The 19663-nt window shown below is 74.6% G+C and carries 18 protein-coding genes; 11 read left to right on the top strand and 7 right to left on the bottom strand.

Features of this window, described 5'->3' with window-relative positions:
* Positions 1-76 precede the first annotated feature (76 nt).
* The 3 genes from WA788_RS15035 to nudC all read left to right on the top strand — a co-directional run bounded on the left by WA788_RS15035 (position 77) and on the right by nudC (position 6071).
* A complete protein-coding gene (locus tag WA788_RS15035) occupies positions 77-3472 on the top strand; it encodes an ATP-dependent DNA helicase (protein ID WP_335977389.1) in 3396 nt (1131 codons plus the stop codon).
* A 53-nt stretch (positions 3473-3525) separates the two neighbouring features.
* A complete protein-coding gene (locus WA788_RS15030) occupies positions 3526-4968 on the top strand; it encodes a M20/M25/M40 family metallo-hydrolase (RefSeq protein ID WP_335977386.1) in 1443 nt (480 codons plus the stop codon).
* 155 nt (positions 4969-5123) lie between these two features.
* A complete protein-coding gene (gene nudC, locus WA788_RS15025; protein WP_335977383.1) occupies positions 5124-6071 on the top strand; it encodes an NAD(+) diphosphatase in 948 nt (315 codons plus the stop codon).
* Positions 6072-6128: 57 nt separating this feature from the next.
* On the opposite strand, the gene WA788_RS15020 is transcribed toward nudC, so the two are convergent.
* The 5 genes from WA788_RS15020 to WA788_RS15000 all read right to left on the bottom strand — a co-directional run bounded on the left by WA788_RS15020 (position 6129) and on the right by WA788_RS15000 (position 9250).
* On the bottom strand, positions 6129-6686 hold the full coding sequence (locus WA788_RS15020; protein ID WP_335977380.1) for an isochorismatase family cysteine hydrolase: 558 nt from the start codon (positions 6684-6686) through the stop codon (positions 6129-6131).
* Between the two features lie 96 nt (positions 6687-6782).
* On the bottom strand, positions 6783-7232 hold the full coding sequence (locus WA788_RS15015; protein ID WP_335977377.1) for a MarR family winged helix-turn-helix transcriptional regulator: 450 nt from the start codon (positions 7230-7232) through the stop codon (positions 6783-6785).
* A gap of 45 nt (positions 7233-7277) precedes the next feature.
* Positions 7278-8162, bottom strand: a complete 885-nt coding sequence (locus tag WA788_RS15010; protein WP_335977374.1) for a GrpB family protein — start codon at positions 8160-8162, stop codon at positions 7278-7280.
* 102 nt (positions 8163-8264) lie between these two features.
* The gene (locus WA788_RS15005; RefSeq protein WP_335977372.1) at positions 8265-8888 is read right to left on the bottom strand and encodes an RraA family protein; all 624 of its coding nucleotides are present in this window, start codon (positions 8886-8888) and stop codon (positions 8265-8267) included.
* A gap of 107 nt (positions 8889-8995) precedes the next feature.
* Positions 8996-9250 (bottom strand): mycoredoxin, encoded by a 255-nt coding sequence (locus WA788_RS15000; RefSeq protein WP_335977368.1) that lies wholly within the window; start codon positions 9248-9250, stop codon positions 8996-8998.
* 221 nt (positions 9251-9471) lie between these two features.
* Here WA788_RS15000 and WA788_RS14995 point away from each other — a divergent pair, with 221 nt between their 5' ends.
* From WA788_RS14995 to WA788_RS14975, 5 genes are all read left to right on the top strand, one after another.
* Entirely contained in the window at positions 9472-11781 is a 2310-nt protein-coding gene (locus tag WA788_RS14995; protein WP_335977607.1) for an ATP-dependent DNA helicase UvrD2, read from the top strand.
* 137 nt (positions 11782-11918) lie between these two features.
* Positions 11919-12302 carry a hypothetical protein gene (locus WA788_RS14990; RefSeq protein WP_335977365.1) on the top strand — a complete coding sequence of 128 codons (384 nt, stop codon included), beginning with the start codon at positions 11919-11921 and terminating at the stop codon, positions 12300-12302.
* A gap of 152 nt (positions 12303-12454) precedes the next feature.
* A complete protein-coding gene (locus tag WA788_RS14985) occupies positions 12455-12868 on the top strand; it encodes a WhiB family transcriptional regulator (protein WP_335977362.1) in 414 nt (137 codons plus the stop codon).
* Positions 12865-13206, top strand: coding sequence for a hypothetical protein (locus WA788_RS14980; protein ID WP_335977360.1), 342 nt, complete (start codon positions 12865-12867; stop codon positions 13204-13206). Before WA788_RS14985 ends, WA788_RS14980 begins: the two co-directional genes overlap by 4 nt.
* 171 nt (positions 13207-13377) lie before the next feature.
* On the top strand, positions 13378-13605 hold the full coding sequence (locus WA788_RS14975) for a hypothetical protein (RefSeq protein WP_335977358.1): 228 nt from the start codon (positions 13378-13380) through the stop codon (positions 13603-13605).
* Between the two features lies 1 nt (position 13606).
* Here WA788_RS14975 and WA788_RS14970 read toward each other — a convergent pair whose 3' ends face one another.
* Positions 13607-14956: an ABC1 kinase family protein gene (locus WA788_RS14970; protein WP_335977357.1), complete on the bottom strand. Its 1350-nt coding sequence runs from the start codon at positions 14954-14956 to the stop codon at positions 13607-13609.
* Between the two features lie 22 nt (positions 14957-14978).
* A complete protein-coding gene (locus tag WA788_RS14965; protein ID WP_335977355.1) occupies positions 14979-16277 on the bottom strand; it encodes a TOMM precursor leader peptide-binding protein in 1299 nt (432 codons plus the stop codon).
* Between the two features lie 276 nt (positions 16278-16553).
* Between WA788_RS14965 and WA788_RS14960 the strand changes: the two genes are divergently transcribed.
* The 3 genes from WA788_RS14960 to WA788_RS14950 all read left to right on the top strand — a co-directional run bounded on the left by WA788_RS14960 (position 16554) and on the right by WA788_RS14950 (position 19662).
* Complete coding sequence (locus WA788_RS14960; RefSeq protein WP_435125932.1) at positions 16554-17165, top strand: M48 metallopeptidase family protein; 612 nt, start codon at positions 16554-16556, stop codon at positions 17163-17165.
* Between the two features lie 154 nt (positions 17166-17319).
* A complete protein-coding gene (locus WA788_RS14955) occupies positions 17320-18972 on the top strand; it encodes a TerD family protein (protein ID WP_335977353.1) in 1653 nt (550 codons plus the stop codon).
* Positions 18973-18978: 6 nt separating this feature from the next.
* Positions 18979-19662, top strand: a complete 684-nt coding sequence (locus WA788_RS14950; RefSeq protein ID WP_335977351.1) for an AIM24 family protein — start codon at positions 18979-18981, stop codon at positions 19660-19662.
* Position 19663: the final 1 nt, after the last annotated feature.

Genomic DNA, 19663 nt, shown 5'->3' with positions numbered 1-19663 from the left:
AGAGCGGGAGTACCGGGAGGGGCAGGGGCGGGAGCGGCAGGTGAAGCGTGTCGGCCCGGCCGGATAGCCTCACTGGGTGGTGAACCGTCTCAACCGCCCTGAGCAGCTCAAGGAGCTGCTGGGCATCCCCTTCACCCCGGAGCAGATGGCGTGCATCGTCGCACCGCCGGCTCCCGGGGTGATCGTGGCGGGGGCGGGCTCGGGGAAGACCACGGTGATGGCCGCGCGGGTGGTGTGGCTGGTCGGCACCGGGCAGGTCGCGCCGGAGCAGGTGCTGGGGCTGACCTTCACCAACAAGGCGGCGGCGGAGCTGTCCGAGCGGGTCCGGCGGGCGCTGGTGCGCGCGGGCGTCACCCCGGGGGCGGCGGACGGCCCGGCGGCCCTGGACCCGGACCAGGTGCCGGGCGACCCGCAGATCTCGACGTACCACGCCTTCGCCGGGCAGCTGCTGAAGGACCACGGGATGCGGATCGGCCTGGAGCCGAGCGCGCGGCTGCTCGCCGACGCGACCCGGTTCCAGTTGGCGGCGAAGGTGCTGCGGGCCGCGCCGGGCCCGTATCCGGCGCTGACCAAGGGGCTGCCCACGCTCGTCGGGGACCTGCTCGCGCTGTCGGGCGAGCTGGCCGAGCACCTGGTGCCGGCCGAGCGGCTGCGCGCCCACGACACCCGGCTCGCCGCGGAACTCGGCGCCCTGGACCCGGGGGCGCGCGGCTACGCCTGGGTGCGGGAGGTGGCGCAGGCCACCGCAGCCCGCCGCGACCTCGCCGAACTGGCCGCCGCCTACCGGCAGGAGAAGAAGGGCCGCGACCTGCTCGACTTCGGAGACCAGATCGCGCTGTCCGCCGAGCTCGCGCTCAGCCGTCCGGAGGTCGGCGCGCTGCTGCGCGAGCAGTACCGGGTGGTGCTGCTGGACGAGTACCAGGACACGTCGGTGGCCCAGCGGCTGCTGCTCGCCGGGCTGTTCGGCGGCGGCACCGGGCACGCGGTGACCGCGGTCGGCGACCCCTGCCAGGCGATCTACGGCTGGCGCGGCGCGTCGGTGGCGAACCTCGACGACTTCCCGCGGCACTTCCCGTACGCGGACGGGCGGCCCGCCGACCGGTACGCGCTGAGCGAGAACCGCCGCTCCGGCGGCCGGCTGCTGGACCTCGCCAACGGGCTGGCCGCCGAACTGCGGGCGCGGCACGAAGGCGTGGAGGCGCTGCGCCCGGCGCCCGGCGCGGAGCGCGACGGCCTGGTGCGGTGCGCGCTGCTGCCCACCCAGGCCGAGGAGACGCGGTGGCTCGCCGACTCCGTCGCCCACCTGGTGCGCACCGGCACCCCGCCGGGGGAGGTCGCGGTGCTGTGCCGTACGGCGGCGCACTTCGCGGACCTGCACGCGGCGCTGGTGGCGCGGGACGTCCCGGTGGAGGTGGTCGGGCTGTCGGGGCTGCTGCACCTGCCGGAGGTGGCCGACCTCGTCGCGACCTGCGAGGTGCTGCACGACCCGACGGCGAACGCGGCCCTGGTGCGGCTGCTGACCGGGCCGCGCTGGCGGATCGGGCCGCGCGACCTGGCGCTGCTCGGCCGCCGGGCCCGGCTGCTGGTGCGCTACGGCCCCGGCGCCGCGGAGCCCGACCGGCTCGCCGCGGCCGTGGAGGGCGTGGACCCGGCCGAGGTGGTGTCGCTGGCCGACGCCCTGGAGACGTTCCTCGACGCCGACCCCGGCGACGACCTGCCGTTCTCCGCGCAGGCGCGGGTGCGGTTCGCCCGGCTGGCGAACGAGATAAGGGACCTGCGGCGGGCACTGGCCGACCCGCTGATGGACGTGCTGCACCGGGTGCTGGCCGTCACCGGACTGGAGGTGGAACTGGCCGCGTCGCCGCACGCGCTGGCCGCCCGCCGCCAGGAGACCCTGAACGCGTTCCTGGACGTGGCCGCGTCCTTCGCCGCGCTGGACGGCGAGGCGACCCTGCTGGCCTTCCTGGGGTTCCTGCACACCGCGGCGCAGTACGAGAAGGGCCTGGACAGCTCGCTGCCCGGCGGCGAGGACACGGTGAAGCTGCTCACGGCCCACAAGTCCAAGGGCCTGGAGTGGGACGTGGTCGTGGTGCCCGGGCTGGTCGCCAAGGGCTTTCCCAGCGAACGCGGCCGCGAGCTGTGGCCGGTCAACGCGAAGGTGCTGCCGCACGGGCTGCGCGGGGACGCCGCCACGCTGCCCGACGTGGAGGAGTGGACGAAGGCCGGGCTCGACGGCTTCCGCGCCGCGATGAAGGAGCACCAGCGGGTGGAGGAACTGCGGCTCGGCTACGTCACCTTCACCCGGCCGCGCTCCCTCCTGCTCGGCTCGGGCTACTGGTGGGGCGCCACCCAGACCAGACCGTTCGGGCCGTCGGTGTTCCTGGAGGCCCTGCGCGAGCACTGCGAGGCCGGGCACGGCGAGATCGAGGTCTGGACCGAAGCGCCGGCCGAGAACGCCGAGAACCCGGCTCTGGCCGCCGCCACCGAACCCCCCTGGCCGCTGCCGCTGGACCCCACCGCCCTGGCCCGGCGCCGCCATGCCGCCGAGTCGGTGCTCGCCGAGATCGCCGCCACCGCCCCTTCCGCGGCCGTCCCCGCCCCCACCCCGCCGCCGCCCGGTGCCCTCCCCCCGCAACCCACCCGGGGGAAAGGCACCCCCGCCCCCGAACCCGAGTCCGCACCCGCACCCGCCCCCGACGCGGACCTCCCTCCTGAGGACTCCCGCCTCGTCGCCGCCTGGGACCGCGACCTCACCGCCCTCACCGGCGAACTCCGCCGCGCCCGCGCCACCGTCCATGACGTCCCCCTCCCGCGCACCCTGACCGCCACCCAGCTCATGCGGCTGGCCGCCGACCCCGACGGCCTCGCCCGCGACCTGGCCCGCCCCATGCCGCGCCCGCCCGCCCCCGCCGCCCGGCGCGGCACCCGCTTCCACGCGTGGGTCGAGTCCCGCTTCGACACCCGGCCGCTCTTCGGCCCCGAGGAGCTGCCCGGCGTCGAACCGGGCGACGACATCGCCGACGAGCAGGACCTCGCCGCCCTCAAGGACGCCTTCCTGCGCACCCCGTACGCCGACCGCACCCCCTACCGCGTCGAGGCCGCCTTCACCCTCACCCTCGCCGGACGCCTGATCCGCGGCCGCATCGACGCGGTGTACCGGGAGCGTACGGAGCAGGCACCGGACGCCGGCGCGGACCCGTACACGGACACGGACCGGTACGCCGGCGCGGACCCGTACACGTACGAGATCGTGGACTGGAAGACCGGGCACCGCACGGACACCGCGGACCCGCTGCAACTGGCGATCTACCGGCTGGCCTGGGCCGAGCAGCAGGGGGTGCCGGTGGAGCGGGTGCGGGCGGCGTTCCTGCACATCCGCACCGGCACGCTGCTGCGGCCCGCCGGGCTGCCGGACCGGGCCGCGCTGGAGCGGCTGCTGCGCCCCGATCCGCCGGGCCCCGACGGCGGGTGACGGGGAGCGGGCGGCCGGACGGGTCCGCCGGCGCTCCCGGTACGCTGAAAACCATGCGCACGACCCCGGACAACGCCGTCCACCCGCTCCCGGCCGACCCGGCCCCGTACATCGCGGAGCACAGCGCCGCGTTCCTCGCCGAGCTGACGGACTGGCTCCGCATCCCCTCTATCTCCGCGAACCCCGACAACGCCCCTGACGTGCGCCGCAGCGCCGAATGGCTCGCGGCGGCCCTGACCCGTACCGGCTTCCCGGTGGCCGAGGTCTGGGAGACCGAGGGCGGCCCCGCGGTGTTCGCGGAGTGGCCGAGCGGCGCGGCCGACGCCCCCACGGTCCTCGTCTACGGGCACCACGACGTGCAGCCCGCGGCGCGCGAGGACGGCTGGGCGACGGACCCGTTCGAGCCGGTCGAGCAGGACGGCCGGCTGCGGGCGCGCGGCGCCGCGGACGACAAGGGCCAGGTGTTCCTGCACACCCTGGGCCTGCGCGCGCACCTGGCGGCGACCGGCCGCACCGCCCCGGCGGTGAACGTCAAACTGCTCGTCGAGGGCGAGGAGGAGTCCGGGTCGCCGCACTTCGGGGCGCTGATCAGGAAGCACGCCGACCGGCTGCGCTGCGACACCGTGATCGTCTCGGACACCGGCATGTGGGCCGAGGACACCCCGACGGTGTGCACCGGCATGCGCGGCCTGGTCGACGGCCAGATCGACCTGTACGGGCCGGACCAGGACATCCACTCCGGCTCCTTCGGCGGCGCGGTGCCGAACCCGGCCACGGAGGCGGCCCGGCTGGTCGCCGCGCTCCACGACGAGGACCGGCGGGTGGCGATCCCCGGTTTCTACGACGGTGTGGTGGAACTCACTGACCGGGAGCGGGCGCTGCTGGCGGAGCTGCCGTTCGACGAGGCGGGCTGGCTGCGCACCGCCAGGTCGCACGCGGCGCTCGGCGAGCGCGGCCACACCACGCTGGAGCGGATCTGGGCCCGGCCGACCGCCGAGGTCAACGGCATCCACGCCGGGTACGGCGGCCCCGGCGGCAAGACGATCGTGCCCTCGCGCGCGGAGATCAAGTTCTCGTTCCGGCTGGTCGCCGGGCAGGACACGGCCCGGGTGCGGGAGTTGTTCACCGACTGGGTGGCGGCCCGGCTGCCCGAGGGCATCCGGCACGAGCTGCGCTTCTGGGGCGAGGGCACCCGGCCGTGCCTGACCCCGCTCGACCACCCGGCGCTGCGCTCGCTGGTGCGCGCGATGGGCCGCGCCTTCGGCCAGGAGATCCGGTACACCCGCGAGGGCGGGTCGGGGCCGGCCGCGGACCTCCAGGACGTGCTGGGCGTACCCGTGCTGTTCCTGGGAATTTCCGTGCCGTCCGACGGTTGGCACTCGGTGGACGAGAAGGTGGATCTCGACCTGCTGTTCAAGGGCGTCGAGACCGCGGCGCACCTGTGGACGGAACTGGCCGCGGACTGGGCGGAGGAACCGTGGCCGAGCAGCCGATGACCACCGGCCGCACCGCACGGACCGCAGGCAATGCAGGCACCACCGGCACCGCACGGACCGCAGGCAATGCAGGCACCACCGGCACCGCACGGACCGCAGCCGGCACCGGCACCGCAGGGACCGCAGGCACCGCAAAGGGGAGTTGGGAAGACGCCTTGACCGAACTCGACGCGACATCGAAGCCGCTGAGCCTCACGTACACCGGGGTGGACCGCGCCGCCCACCACCGGCTCGACGAGGCGTGGCTCGCGGCGGCCTGGAGCCACCCCACCACCCGCGTCTTCGTCGTCTCCGGCGGGCAGGTGCTGGTCGAGGACACCTCCGACGGCGGCGCCGAACTCGTGATGACCCCCGCGTTCGACGCCCCCGAGACCGAGCAGCACCGCTACTTCCTCGGCATCGACGCCGAGGGCGTGCGCTACTTCGCGCTCCAGAAGGACACCCTGCCCGGGCGGATGGACGACCCGGCCCGCCCGGCCGGGCTGCGCGAGGTGGGCGGGCTGCTCTCCCCGCTGGAGGCCGGGCTGATGGTCCACGCGGTGGCGCTGGAGAACTGGCAGCGCATGCACCGCTTCTGCTCGCGCTGCGGCGAGCGCACCGTCATCGCCGCGGCCGGCCACATCCGCCGCTGCCCGGCCTGCGGCGCGGAGCACTACCCGCGGACCGACCCGGCCGTCATCATGCTGGTCACCGACGACGAGGACCGCGCCCTGCTCGGCCGCCAGGTGCACTGGCCCGAGGGCCGCTTCTCCACGCTGGCGGGCTTCGTCGAACCGGGCGAGTCCATCGAGCAGTCGGTGCGCCGCGAGGTCTTCGAGGAGGCGGGCGTCACGGTCGGCGACGTCTCCTACGTCGCCAGCCAGCCCTGGCCGTTCCCCTCCAGCCTGATGCTGGGGTTCATGGCGCAGGCCACCTCCTCCGACATCCAGGTCGACGGCGAGGAGATCCACGAGGCCCGCTGGTTCTCCCGCGAGGACCTGCGCGCCGCGTTCGAGTCCGGCGAGGTGCTGCCCCCGTACGGGATCTCGATCGCGGCCCGGCTGATCGAGCTGTGGTACGGCAAGCCGCTGCCGAAGCAGGGGGGCGCGGCGGTGGTGCGGTAGGCGGGGGAGCGGGGAAGGCCGGGGAGCCCGGGGGCCTCGGCCTCCCCGGGGCGGCGTTCACCCGGCGAGGGCGGCCAGTACGTCCTCGGTGCTGCCGGTCTCGGCGATCTTCGGGAAGACCTTCGCCACGCTGTGCTCATGGGTCGCCAGGTCCGAGTCGGTCATGGCGTCGACCGGCAGCGTGACATGGAAGCCCCGCTCGTGCGCGTCCCGGGCGGTCGACTCCACACCGCTGCCGGTGGCGATGCCGGTCACGACGACCTGCGTCACACCGAGCGCCCGCAGCCGGTCGGCCAGCCCGGTGCCGGCGAAGGCGCTGCGCGCGTACTTGGTCACCAGCAGGTCCTCCGGCCGCTGCTCCAGCTCCGGGACGAGGTCGGTCCAGCCCTCGGGGAAGGTACGGCTGCCGCGGGCGCCGCGGTCGGTACGGCCGGGCGGCGAGCCGGCGACGTTGACCAGCACGACCGGAAGGCCCCGGTCGCGGAAGGCCCGCAGCAGTTCCACCGACCGCTCCACGACGCCCTCGACGGGGTGTGCGAGCGGCAGGGGCACGATGCCGGCCTGGAGGTCCACGACGACCAGGGCGGCCGTCGAGTCGATGGCGGTGATGGGCATGGGGGGGTCCTTGGATGTCGTTCGGGATTCGGGGGGTCCAGTGCTGCCGGGCGCTGCCGGCGGCTGCCCGCCGGGTGCGGCGGCGCCGGGGGCGGGTCAGGGTGACTGGGCGAGCCGTTTGAGCAGGTCGGTGCAGGACGCGAGACGGGCGGCCTCCTCGGCGGACAGCCGCGACCCGATCGCCTGCGTCAGCCAGTCGTGCTTGGCCAGCCGCCCGGTGCGGAACTGCTCCCGCGCGGCCGCGGTCAGGCTCAGCAGCGTCTTCCGGCCGTCCGCCGGATCGGGGGCGCCGCCGACCAGTCCGGCGTCCTGGAGCACCGCGACGATCTTCGCCATCGACTGCGGGCGCATGCCTTCCGCCCGGGCCAGCGCGGTCGCCGTGGCCGGCCCGTCCCGCTCGATCCGCAGCAGCACCGACGACTGCGACCGCGTGAGGTCGCTGCCCTCCGTCTGCTCCCGCAGCTTCCGTACCAGCTGCCCGACCGCGACCCGCAACTCCCCGGCGAGCACCGCCGGGTCCGCGCCGTCCGCCTGCCTGCCGTCCATACCGGCAGGCTAGCACTTTAGACAGCCAACTACACAGTTGGCTGGCTATCTGCTGGACCGCGCCGTCCTGTGCCGCCACTCTCGCGCGCCCAGCAGCACCACGCCGAACAGCCGCGCCTTCTCCGCCGCGTACTGCCCGGGCTCGTACGCGTACCGGGCGGCGAGCGTCCGCTTGATGAGGGCGTACCGCCGCGCGGTCCCGGGGTCGGCCCGCAGGAAGTCGCGGAACAGCAGGTAGCGCCCGGCGAGCGGGGAGCCCGCGGCCACCAGGTGCAGCAGGTGCGTCCGCCGCCCGCCCGCGCTTCTGGCCAGGAGCAGCGGCTGCTCGACGGCCGGGAACACCTCGGGCGCCGGCTCGGGCGCGTATCCCCTGCGTACGAGCTGCTGCCGGGCCCGTACGGCGGCCTCGGCCGGGTCCTCGACGACCACCAGGACGTCGACGGTCGGCGCCGCGCACAGGCCCGGGACGCTGGTCGCCCCGACGTGCTCGATCGCCCGGGCGCCGGGCAGTGCGTCCGCGAGGAGGGCGCGCTCGGCGGCGAACGCCCGTGTCCACCGCGGGTCGTGGTGCGCCACGGTGACGGCGGGCGCGGGCTCGCACGCCGTGACGGCGCCGCCTTCGAGGCGGCGCACCGCGCTCCAGGCGGCGAACTGCCGTCCCCCGGGCTCGCCGGAGGCGCCGACCACCTCGACGTAGGAGGTCACACCCGCGGCCACCTCCACCCGGGCGCCGCCCTGCCGCGGCTGCCCGTCACGGCGGCGCAGGCCGACGCGGACCGTGTAGGAGCCCGGGGGCAGGGAGAGGGAGAAGCCGCCGCTCGGGCTGGTGTAGGAGGCGGAGGACCGCAGTTCCACCGGCTGGTGCGGGGTGATGTCGAGGTAGTGGTAGCCGAGCGGGTCGCCGGCCGCGGTGCGGGCGACGCCGTGCACGGCGCCGCGCCTCGGGCGCTGCGGGCGGCGGGCCGTCACCGCGCCGCCGCCCGGTGTCCGTACCTGTTCACGCGCCCCCCTGGCGTGTGCGGCGGGCGGGTGTCAGTCCTGGTGGCCCTGGGCGCGGAGGATCGCGTCGATGCGGGCGCGGTGGGCCGCCTCCCAGGCGTCGAGGGGTTCCGCGGCCTCCTTGGCGAGCTTCGCGCGGGCGTCGGCGAGGAGTTGGGGCGCGCGGTCGCGCGGGGCGACCACGATGCCCTCCTCGTCGGCCACGACGATGTCGCCGGCGTGCACCCGGACCCCGCCGCAGGTGACCGGGGCGTTCAGGGGCGTGGCGGCGGCCTTGGCACCCGGGATGGGGATGACGCCGCGGGCGAAGACGGGGAAGCGCATCTCGCGGATCTCGGCGAGGTCGCGGACCACGCCGTCGATCACGAACGCGGCGATGCCGTTGCGCTGGGCGACCGCGCAGACGTTGCCGCCCGCGACCGCGTGATCGATGTCGCCGGCCTCGACCACGACGACGGAGCCGACCGGGGCGCGGTGGATCGCGGCGTGCAGCATCAGGTTGTCACCGGGCGGGCAGCGCACGGTGAAGGCCGGACCTGCCACCCGCGGCACCGACGGCCACAGCGGCCGGATGCCGATGTCCATGACCTGGGCGCGTTCGAGCAGGTCGGCGAGCGTGGTCGGCGGCACATCCTGGAACCCTGCGGTCTCGTCCACGCGCCCGACCGTAGCACCGGCGGTACCGGTATGTGCCGGCGTGCGCAGGCGCGAGGGCGCCCCGGGCGCCGGCGGGCGCCCGGGGCAGCGGCCCGGGGGAGGGCCGGTCAGGCGCTCAGGGCCTGGGAGACCTGCGCGAGGCTCGGGTTCGTCATCGTGGACTTCTTGCCGCTGGGCGCCACCACGAGGACGGTCGGCACCGTCTGGTTGCCGCCGTTGGCCTCCTCCACGAACTTCGCCGACGCCGGGTCCTGCTCGATGTTGATCTCGGTGTAGGCAATGCCCTCCCGGTCGAGCTGGCTCTTCAGCCGGCGGCAGTAGCCGCACCAGGAAGTGCTGTACATCGTCACGGTGCCGGACATGTCGTGATCCGCTCCTCGTCCAGGGTCCTCAAGTTGCCTCGGTCCGGGAACGCCGGACGAGGTCTCGGCATTCCCGGCAACGCCCCGGCCCCGGCGCGCATTCCGGACCGGGGCGGGACACCCGGTACGGGCCGGGCTGTGGACAACCCGGCGGGGCTGTCGCCGGAACCTGGCACAGTGGCGGTGTGACTGCGACAACCCACGACTCGCTCTTCCCCGCGATGCCCGACTCCGCGGACGCGGTGCTCGACGGACTCGACCCCGAGCAGCGCGCCGTCGCCACGGCCCTGCACGGCCCGGTGTGCGTGCTGGCCGGCGCCGGCACCGGCAAGACCCGTGCGATCACCCACCGGATCGCGTACGGCGTGCGCGCCGGCGTCCTCCAGCCCGCCACGGTGCTGGCGGTGACGTTCACCGCGCGCGCGGCGGGGGAGATGCGCGGCCGGCTGCGGCAGCTCGGCGCGGGCGGGGTGCAGGCACGGACGTTCCACGCCGCGGCCCTGCGGCAGTTGCAGTACTTCTGGCCGCGCGCGATCGGCGGCGAGATGCCGCGCATCATGGACCGCAAGGTGCAGCTCGTCGCGGAGGCCGGCGCCCGCTCCCGGATCAGGCTGGACCGCAGCGAACTGCGGGACGTGACCGGCGAGATCGAGTGGTGCAAGGTCACCCAGACGGTGCCGGAGGAGTATCCGGCCGTCGCCGCCAAGACCTCGCGCGACGTGCCGCGCGACCCGGCCGAGGTCGCGCGGATCTACGCGACGTACGAGCAGCTGAAGCGCGACCGCGGCCTGATCGACTTCGAGGACGTCCTGCTGCTGACCGTCGGCGTGCTCCAGGACCGGCCGGACGTGGCGGAGACCGTCCGCTCGCAGTACCAGCACTTCGTGGTGGACGAGTACCAGGACGTCAGCCCGCTCCAGCAGCGCCTGCTGGAGCTGTGGCTCGGCGGCCGCGGGAATCTGTGCGTGGTCGGCGACGCGTCCCAGACGATCTACTCGTTCACCGGCGCCACCCCGGACTACCTGCTCGGCTTCCGCACCCGCCACCCGGACGCCACCGTGGTCAAGCTCGTCCGGGACTACCGCTCCACCCCCCAGGTCGTCGGCCTGGCCAACGGCCTGCTCGCCCAGGCCCGCGGCCACGCCGCCGCCCACCGGCTCGAACTGGTCTCGCAGCGCGACCCCGGCCCCGAGCCGGTGTACACCGAGTATCCGGACGAGCCGGCCGAGGCCGAGGGCGCCGCCCGCCGGATCAAGGACCTGATCGACGCCGGGGTGCGCCCCAGCGAGATCGCGGTGCTCTACCGGATCAACGCCCAGTCGGAGGTGTACGAACAGGCGCTGGCCGACGCCGGTGTGCCCTACCAGCTGCGCGGCGCCGAGCGGTTCTTCGAGCGGCCCGAGGTGCGCGAGGCGGGCATGCTGCTGCGCGGCGCCGCCCGCGCGGCCGCCGACCCCGGCGAGCAGCCGGAGACGATCCCGCAGCAGGTGCGGGCCGTGCTCAGCTCGCGCGGCTGGGCCTCGGAGCCGCCCGCCGGTTCGGGCGCGGTGCGCGACCGGTGGGAGTCGCTGGCGGCGCTGGTGCGGCTGTCGGAGGACTTCGCCGCGGCCCGGCCCGACGCGGTGCTCGCGGACTTTGTCACGGAGCTGGACGAGCGGGCCAACGCGCAGCACGCCCCGACCGTGGAGGGCGTCACCCTCGCCTCCCTGCACGCGGCGAAGGGCCTGGAGTGGGACGCGGTGTTCCTGGTCGGCCTGACCGAGGGCACCATGCCGATCACCCACGCCAAGACCGACGAGCAGATCGAGGAGGAGCGCCGCCTGATGTACGTCGGGGTGACCCGGGCCCGGCTGCACCTGTCGATGTCATGGGCGCTGTCGCGTTCGCCGGGCGGGCGCGGCGGGCGGCGGCCCTCTCGCTTCATGGACGGGCTGCGGCCGGGCTCCGCGCCGCGGGGGGCTCGGGGCGCCGGCGGCCAGGGCGGCGTCGAGCGCGGTGCGGGCGGGCGCAGCCGGCGGCGCGGCCCGGTGCTGTGCCGGGTGTGCGGGCGGACCCTCTCGGACGCGGGCGAGATCAAGCTGATGCGCTGCGAGGACTGCCCCTCCGACCTCGACGAGGCGCTGTACGACCGGCTGCGCGGCTGGCGGACGGAGCAGGCGAAGGCGCTCGGCCAGCCCGCCTACTGCGTCTTCACCGACAAGACGCTGCTGGCCATCGCCGAGGTCCGGCCGTCCGACGAGCAGGGGCTCGCCGCGATCCCGGGGGTGGGGGCCAGGAAGCTCGACAAGTTCGGGGCCGAGGTGCTGGCACTGTGCACCGGCGATGCGCGCGATGAGGTCGAGGACGCCGGGGACGCCGGGGACGCCGAGGGTCCCGCCGCCGACGACACTGCCGCCGCCGACGACACCGACGACACCGCCGACGGGGGGCCGGAGGAGGCTTCGGACGAGGTCGGAGCGGGTGCGGTGGAGGCGTTTCCCGCGGACGGGGAAGAGGCCGCCGAATCTTCTTCGGAAGAAGCCGAAAAATAGTTTGCGCATCCCGCAGGAGTCCTCATAGCCTGCGGGAGCACGGTCGGGAGCGGGTCTTCCAAGAGCCGCCAAGACTGTGATGTACTAGGCAAGTCCGGTTTACCGCCCTTACGAGACGCCGAGAGGAGGCGAGCACAGTGAGCACCTTCACCACCATCACCAAAGTGACCGATCGCCCGGTCGCCGCTGCCGCCTGCTCGCTCGACGTCTCCATGGTCTCGCTGCGCGGCACCGGTCTGTCCCTCGCCTCCGCTCTGCTGCCGGTTCTGCCGCTGCGGGCGCGGAGTGAGCGACCGACCGAGGCGCCCGCGGTAGCGGCGGCGAAGGCACAGGCGACTGCCTATGCCTTTACCTCCGCGGCCGTCGGCGCCGGCGCGATCAGCGCGATCTCCGCTATGCGCGGTGCCAATGGTGCCGATACGGCCATTGTCACCGGCCTGGTGAACGGACAGCAGGAAAAGCAGACGCAGCACGGTAGCTGGGCCTTCCGCGGGCCTGAACCCTGGAGCGATCCAACCTGACAGCGAGTCAGGTCGGCACCCTCTCAGGGCCGCGGAATCCCACACCGGGAACCGCGGCCCTTCTGTTTTCTCCACCCGAGATCGCTGTCTTCGCAGACAGGACAACCGAAGACCGGCCCACCGGCCGAACCGACAGACGAGGAACGAACACCGTGCATTCCGCCCCGCACGACACGTCCGGACTTCAGCCCGACCTGACCGGGACGCCCACCGGCGACCTCACCGACCGCCCGCCTCTCGGCTCCACCGCCGGGAACCCCAGCACAGACCCTCCGGAGAAGACCTTGCTGCCCCTCACCGAGCTCGACGACGAGATCGAGCGACTCGGCGTCCCCGTCCCCTGCCGCACCTACGACCCCGAGGTCTTCTTCGCGGAGTCCCCGGCGGACGTGGAGTACGCCAAGTCCCTCTGCCAGACCTGCCCGGTCCGCGAGGCCTGCCTCGCCGGTGCCAAGGACCGCCGCGAGCCCTGGGGTGTCTGGGGCGGCGAGCTGTTCATCCAGGGTGTCGTGGTGCCCCGCAAGCGGCCGCGTGGCCGTCCGCGCAAGAACGCCGTGGCGGCATGAGCACGCGCGCCGTGTTCCGCGCCCGGCCCGGCACGATCGACCGGCCCCTGACGCACGACCCGAAGCACCGCGACTCCAAGAATCAGGCCCCGATGACAACTCCCCGCACCGATCAGCCCGCACGCACCTCCGACGCCATGGCGTCGACCCAGAACAGGAACCTCGAAATGCAACTCATGCCAGAAGCCCTGGCACGTGCCCATATGCAGGACCGGCTGCGCGAGGCCGAACGCGAACGCAGGTCCCAGCACCTGATCGCCGCCCGCCGCTTCCAGCGCCGCGCCGAACGCGCCTCGCTGCGCGCCCGCCGCGCACTGGCCATGGCGGTCATGCAGTAACGCGCACCACCACCCACGCCCGCGCGCGGGTAGCCGGGATGCAGTAACGGCCCCCCGGCACCTGTGCAACGGCACTGACCACCTACGATCCCGCGGGACCGGCCCGACCAGGGCCGGTCCCGCGGTGCGTTGCCGCGGCGCGGCCCCCTCCCGCGGAGGTACCGTCAACCGGTGGATCACAAACCCGATCAGGCCACGACGGCGACCGGCACAGCGTCCGGCGCGACCACCCGCACCGCGTCCGGTACGAGCTGCGGCCGCTGCGGCACCGTTGCCGATACCTTTCCGCTGAGCTGGGCCTGCTCCGTCGAGAACGGCCGGCGCCGCTACTTCTGCGACACCTGCGTCCGCCGGCACCTGCGCAGCATCGAAGGGCGCCTCGACTCCGCCTGGTGGTAGCTCACTCCGGCGGCGCGGTGTCCTTCGGGGCGAACCCGGGCAGCCACTCCGCCAGCTCCGCGCGCAGCCGCACCTGGGCGCCGAGCTGGCACAGCACCCCGACCGTGCTGAGTGTCACCCGGTGGATCAGCAGATACGACGGCGGCAGGTTCAACTGCTTGCCCAACTGGTGGGCCGGCGAGCGCGGATCGGCGATCCGGGCCGCCTGCGCCCGCATCCACGCCCGGTCGAACCGGAACTCCTCCTGCCCGGCCGGCTCGATGATCGGCAGCAGGTAGTCCAGTACCGCCTCCGCGTCGAGCTTGATCGTCGGCTTGACGAACCCCTCCGCGCGCAGCATGCGGTACACCTCGTCCGCGTCGCCCGCCAGCGCCAGCCGCAGCGCGGTGCCGATCGGCAGCGGCAGCCCCTCCGGCAGCCGGTCCACGGTGCCGAAGTCCAGCACCCCCAGCCGCCAGCCCGCCGCCGGGCCGTCGTCGGTGAGCAGCCGGAAGTTGCCCGGGTGCGGGTCGGCGTGCAGCAGCCCGGTCCTGGCCGGGCCGGCGAACAGGAAGTGCGCCAGCAACTGCCCGGCCCGGTCCCGCATCTCCTGGCTGCCGTCCGCGATCACCTCCGACAGCGGCACCCCGCCCATCCACTCGGTGACCAGCACCTGGTCCGCCTGGTGCACCACGTCCGGCACCTCGACGTCGGGGTCCCCGGCGAACTCCCGCGCGTGCGCGTGCTGGGCCGCCGCCTCCAGTTCGTAGTCCAGCTCCTCCGCGATCCGCGCCCGCAACTCCGCCAGCAGCGGCTTCACGTCCATCCCCGGCACCAGCGGACCGAACAGGCGTGCCACCCGGCCCAGTTGCGACAGGTCGGACAGCAGCGCGTCCCCGGCCCCCGGATACTGGACCTTCACCGCGACCTGGCGGCCGTCGCTCCACACCGCCCGGTGCACCTGCCCGATCGACGCGGCCGCGGCCGGGGTGTCCTCGAAGGACGTGAACAGCGAGCGCCAGTCCTTGCCGAGCCGCTCGGCCAGCACCCGGTGCACGGTGCGCGCCGGCATCGGCGGCGCCGCCTCCTGGAGCTTGGTGAGCGCCGCCCGGTACGGTCCCGCGACGTCCTCCGGCAGCGCCGACTCGAAGACCGACAGGGCCTGCCCGAACTTCATCGCGCCGCCCTTCAGCTCACCGAGCACCTTGAAGAGCTGCTCCGCGGTGCGCTCCTGCAACTCGGTCGCGACCTCGTCGGCCGGCCGGCCGCCCAGCCGCTTGCCCAGCCCGAGCGTGGCCCGCCCGGCGAAGCCCAGAGGAAGCGCGGCCAGCTTCGCGGTGCGAGTCACCGCCTTGCGCGGAAGATCAGACATGCGCCCCCTCATTTCCCGTCGGTCACATGGCCATTGTGCCTCCCTCCGCCGCCGGCGGACCGTGCCGATCAGCGCCGATCGACCGCGGAACGCCGTCCCGGGCCGCCTCCGCCCCGCCCCGCGGGCCCGCACAGCCCCCGCCCGGCGGGCCCGCACCCGGCTCCGGCCCGGCCTTCGCGACCCCTCCTCCCGCATCCGCTCCGCCCTCCGGCGCGTCGGCCGGCCGGTCCCGCTCCACCGCCCCGCACCCGCACCGGCCGTCCGGCACCAGCGCCCGCACCCGGGTGGACAGCCGGGCCAGCGACAGCTCCACCCGGGCGCCCGCGCTCGGCGGCAGCCGCCCGTCCAGATAGGCCAGCACATGCGACGCCGCCAGCCCTGCCACCGCCGTGGCCAGCGCGATGTCGCAGGCCGGCACCGCCGACGGGCGCCCGGACCGCAGCTGCGCCAGCACCCGGGGCAGCGCCGGGTCCCGATCGGCCAGCGCCAGCCCCTGGCACTCGCCGCAGCCGCTCCACCCGGGCAGCACCAGCGGCCCGACCAGTCCGGTGCCCTCCAGCACCCCCGCGTACAGGTGCGGAACGCCCGAGGCCACCAGCCGGCGCGCGTCCTCCACGTCGGGCGCGTACGCGAGCAGGCCCTCCCGCGGGGCGACCACGACGACCGTGCCCGGCGGGCGCGTGCGCGGGCCGGCGTCCGGTCCGGCCCGGCCGTGCCCGCGGGGCATTCCGGGAGCAGCCCGGCTGACCACACCGCGTCCCGCGGCGTCCCGCCGCTCACCCACCTGGTCGGCCGGGAAGCCCGCCGGGCCGATGTCCCAGGGTTCGACCCGACCGGTGTCGGCCACGTCGACCGAGCCGACCCCCGCCGCCGACAGCACCGCCGCCACCGCCGCGCCCACCCGCCCCGCCCCCAGCACCCGCACCCGCGACGCGCGCCGGTGCCGTATCCGCAGCGCGCCCTCGCCCGGGGCCGGGTGCACCACGGACAAAGCGGCCAGGTCCGGGCGCAGCCGGTCCAGCATGTCCGTGCGGTGCCGCAGCGCCCCGGACAGGTCGGCGTGCGCCGAGGCGTCGTCCAGCACGCCGCCCTCCGCCAGCATGCCCAGCAGCCTGCGGACCCGGTCGGGCCCCAGCCCCAGCGCCTCCGCCTCGCGGGCCAGCACGTCGGCGCTGCGCGTGCCGTCCAGCAGCGACAGGAAGCCGGCCGCCGGGCCGTCCACCGGCTCCAGCACCACCGCCCGCTCCGGGTCCACCCCGAACTGCACGCACTCCTGGTCCCGCCAGCTCCTGCGCAGCGCGCTCTTCAACATCAACCGCATGGCTCCGCCCTCTCCACCCGCCGGGCAGGACCGGGCCGACCCGGGCACGCCACCGCGCCCGTCTCCGCAAGCCCGCCCGGACCCACCACGACCGAATCAACCGATCACTCTCGGTGACCGCTGGCTCCACTGTGCCCGAAAGCGCGCTCGACCCGGCGAAAGTTGTCCACAGGCTGTGAGGAATAGTCGTTCAAGATGAGCACAAAACGAGGTGATGAGCGGGGCAACCGGCCTGGAGGCGGGACTTTCGCCGGGTACAGCGGGTAACGTCGAGCTGTGTCCGCTGACCCTGCCCATGACATCGCAGACCAGCCCGCCCGCGGCACCCGGGCGGGCGAGTCCGGCGGGCCGGGCGGGCCGGCCGTGACGGGCCCGGTCGAGGTGCGCCGCAGCGCCCGCCGCCGCCGTACGGTGTCCGCCTACCGGGACGGCGACCGTACGATCGTGCTGCTGCCGGCCCGGATGTCCGCGGCGGAGGAGCAGCGCTGGGTGACGGTGATGCTGGACAAGCTCGCCGCGCAGGAGAGCCGCCGGATGCCCGGCGACGACGAGCTCGCCGCCCGCGCCGCGCGCCTGTCGGAGCAGTACCTGAACGCCCGGGCCGTCCCCGACACCGTGCGCTGGGTCACCAACCAGAACTCCCGCTGGGGCTCCTGCACCCCGGCCGAGGGCAGCATCCGCCTGTCCCACCGGCTTCAGGGCATGCCCGAGTACGTCATCGACTACGTGCTGCTGCACGAGCTCGCGCACCTGCTGGTGCCCGGCCACGGCCCGCGGTTCTGGAAGCTGCTGGAGAACTATCCGCGCACCGAGCGCGCCCGCGGCTTCCTCGAAGGGGTCGTCGCCGCCGAGCGCCTGCCGCACGCGCCCGCCCCGAGCGAGGACTGACACCGCCGGGACCGCACCGGTACCTGGCTGGTACGAGCCGGTGATGGCCGCTTCCGGTGCAAGCGGTTAGCCTGACGCAACGCACCGGGACGCAGGGTGTGTGCACAGCGGCGCGCCGAGCCGGACGACAGGCGGAAATGGGGGAAGTTCGCGCATGGCCAGGGAGTTCCAACGTGGCCACAAGGCCAGGATCAGTGATCTGACCGCGGGCAGGGATCTCTACGTGGGCGTGCAGATCACCGCTCCCGGCCTCACGTTCGACATCAGCTGCTTCGGGCTCGACGCCGACGAGCGGCTTTCGGACGACCGCTACTTCGTGTTCTTCAACCAGCCGAAGTCGCCGGAGGAATCGATCCAGCTGCTGGGCGCGCAGGCCGGGGACACCGAGTCCTTCCGGGTCACCCTCGACAAGGTCCCCGACGCCGTGCGGAAGCTGTCCTTCACCGCCACCATCGACGGCGACGGGCAGATGTCGCAGATCTCGCCCGGCTACATCCGGCTGGTCGCCGGGGGCGAGGAGGTCGCGCGGTACCCCTTCACCGGCGCGGAGTTCAGCACCGAGCGCGCGGTGATGCTCGCCGACGTCTACCTCAAGGACGTGTGGCGCTTCGCCGCGGTCGGCCAGGGCTTCGACGGCGGGCTGGAGGCGCTGCTGCGGAACTTCGGCGGCGAGGTCGCCGAGGACGAGCCGGCCGCCCAGGAGCCGCAGGCCGCCCCGGGGTTCGCCCCGCCCGGCGGCGCACCGCCCCCCGCCCCCGGCTTCGCGCCGCCGCCCGGACCCGCCGCGGCGACCCCGCCGCCGCTTCCGGCACCGGCACCCGCGCCGGCACCCGCCCCCGCGCCGACGCCCCCGCCCCTTCCCGCGCCCGCGTTCGGCACCCCGCCGCCCGGGCCCGCCGCGGGCACCCCGCCGCCGCTGCCCGGCGCCGCCGCCCCCTCCATCCACCAGGCGCCCACCATGGTCGGGCCGCTGACCCCGCCGCCGGCCCAGGCACCGCCCTTCGGCCAGGTACCGCCCCCGTCCCCGCCGCCCGCCTTCCCCGGCCAGGCCACCCCGCCGCCCTTCCCGGGGCAGCCCGGCCCGCCGGGCCCGCCGACGGGCGCCCCGGGCGGATACGCGGTGCCGCAGACACCCACCCTGGCCGCGGGCATCTCCGTGTCCATGCAGAAGTACCGCGAGCAGCCGACCGGCCGGCGCTGGACGCAGCAGAACCCGAAGATGATGCGCGCCGACCTCGGCCAGGGCGACGGGCAGCCGGTGCTGGCCCGGCAGGGTGCCATGGTGCTCTACCAGGGCAGGGTCGACTTCGGCTACAAGGGCGCGGGCTTCCGCGGCCGGGTCGTCGGCAACATGACCGGCCAGGAGATGCAGCTCATGCGCTGCACCGGCGCCGGCCAGGTCTTCTTCGCGGAGAACGCCTCCTACCTGCACCCGGTGGAGTTGCAGGGCGACGCGATCTGCGTCTCCGCGGAGAACGTGCTCGCCTTCGACGAGGGCCTCCAGTACGAGGTGCGCAGGATCGAGGGCCACGGCATCCCGGGCGGCGCGCTGTTCACCATGCAGTTCCAGGGCACCGGCACGGTGGTCGTCAAGACCCACGGCACCCCGGTGGTCCTGCCGGTCACCCCGACCACCTACGCCGACAGCAACGCGATCGTCGCCTGGTCGGCGGGCTCCCAGGTGATCGTCTCCAGCCAGGTGCGGCTGCGCAGGAGCGCCTACCCCGGGCACAGCGGCGAGACCGTGAACCTCCAGTTCCGCGGCGCCCCCGGCAACTTCATCGTCGTCCAGCCCTACGAGGTGTGACCCGCCATGGACCAGCAGATGATCGCGGGTTACGCCCCCAGGCCGGTCACCGCCCGCATGGAGAACCACGGCTCGTCCATGCTCAAGGTCGCCATGGCCACCGGCCAGGACCTGTACGCCAGGACCGGGTCGATGATCGCCTACGAGGGCTTCATCCAGTACGAGGCGAACCCGCCCGCGGTGCGGCAGATGGCGGCGTCCTGGCTGACCGGTGAGAGCGCGCCGGTGATGAAGTGCAGCGGCGACGGCCTGCTCTACCTGGCCGACTACGGCGCCGACGTGGTCTGCCTCAACCTCGCCGACGAGTCGGTGTCGGTCAACGGCACCAACCTGCTGGCCTTCGACGCCCACCTGCAGTGGGGTGTCGAACGGGTCAAGGGGCTGGCGAAGTTCGCCGGCCAGGGCCTGTTCAACGTGGCGGTGACCGGCACCGGATGGGTCGCGATCACCTCGCGCGGCACCCCGATCGTGGTGGACTGCGGCTCTGGCGCCGACGAGACGTATGTCGACCCGGACGCCCTGGTGGCCTGGTCGTCGGGGCTGAAGATGAAGGCCAAGCGCAGCTTCAAGGCGTCGTCGCTGATCGGGCGGGGCAGCGGCGAGGCGTTCCAGATCGCCTTCTCCGGCCAGGGCTTCGTGGTCGTCCAGCCCAGCGAGGACAGTACCGACCGGCTCCGGGCCCGGGGCTGAG

Source organism: Streptomyces sp. CA2R106 (assembly GCF_037034245.1).
Classification (GTDB): domain Bacteria; phylum Actinomycetota; class Actinomycetes; order Streptomycetales; family Streptomycetaceae; genus Actinacidiphila.
Note: the sequence above shows the minus strand (reverse complement) of the source record. Positions and strands in the feature narration are given on the sequence as shown.

Excerpts from the sequence above, each read along its gene's own strand:
- WA788_RS14955 (WP_335977353.1), top strand. The coding sequence starts at position 17,320 with ATGGCCAGGGAGTTCCAACGTGGCCACAAGGCCAGGATCAGTGATCTG.
- WA788_RS15020 (WP_335977380.1), bottom strand. The coding sequence starts at position 6,686 with ATGCCCATCACCGCCATCGACTCGACGGCCGCCCTGGTCGTCGTGGAC.
- WA788_RS14950 (WP_335977351.1), top strand. The coding sequence starts at position 18,979 with ATGGACCAGCAGATGATCGCGGGTTACGCCCCCAGGCCGGTCACCGCC.
- WA788_RS14965 (WP_335977355.1), bottom strand. The coding sequence starts at position 16,277 with ATGCGGTTGATGTTGAAGAGCGCGCTGCGCAGGAGCTGGCGGGACCAG.
- WA788_RS15000 (WP_335977368.1), bottom strand. The coding sequence starts at position 9,250 with ATGTCCGGCACCGTGACGATGTACAGCACTTCCTGGTGCGGCTACTGC.
- WA788_RS14980 (WP_335977360.1), top strand. The coding sequence starts at position 12,865 with ATGAGCACGCGCGCCGTGTTCCGCGCCCGGCCCGGCACGATCGACCGG.
- WA788_RS15030 (WP_335977386.1), top strand. The coding sequence starts at position 3,526 with ATGCGCACGACCCCGGACAACGCCGTCCACCCGCTCCCGGCCGACCCG.
- WA788_RS14970 (WP_335977357.1), bottom strand. The coding sequence starts at position 14,956 with ATGTCTGATCTTCCGCGCAAGGCGGTGACTCGCACCGCGAAGCTGGCC.
- WA788_RS14995 (WP_335977607.1), top strand. The coding sequence starts at position 9,472 with ATGCCCGACTCCGCGGACGCGGTGCTCGACGGACTCGACCCCGAGCAG.
- WA788_RS15015 (WP_335977377.1), bottom strand. The coding sequence starts at position 7,232 with ATGGACGGCAGGCAGGCGGACGGCGCGGACCCGGCGGTGCTCGCCGGG.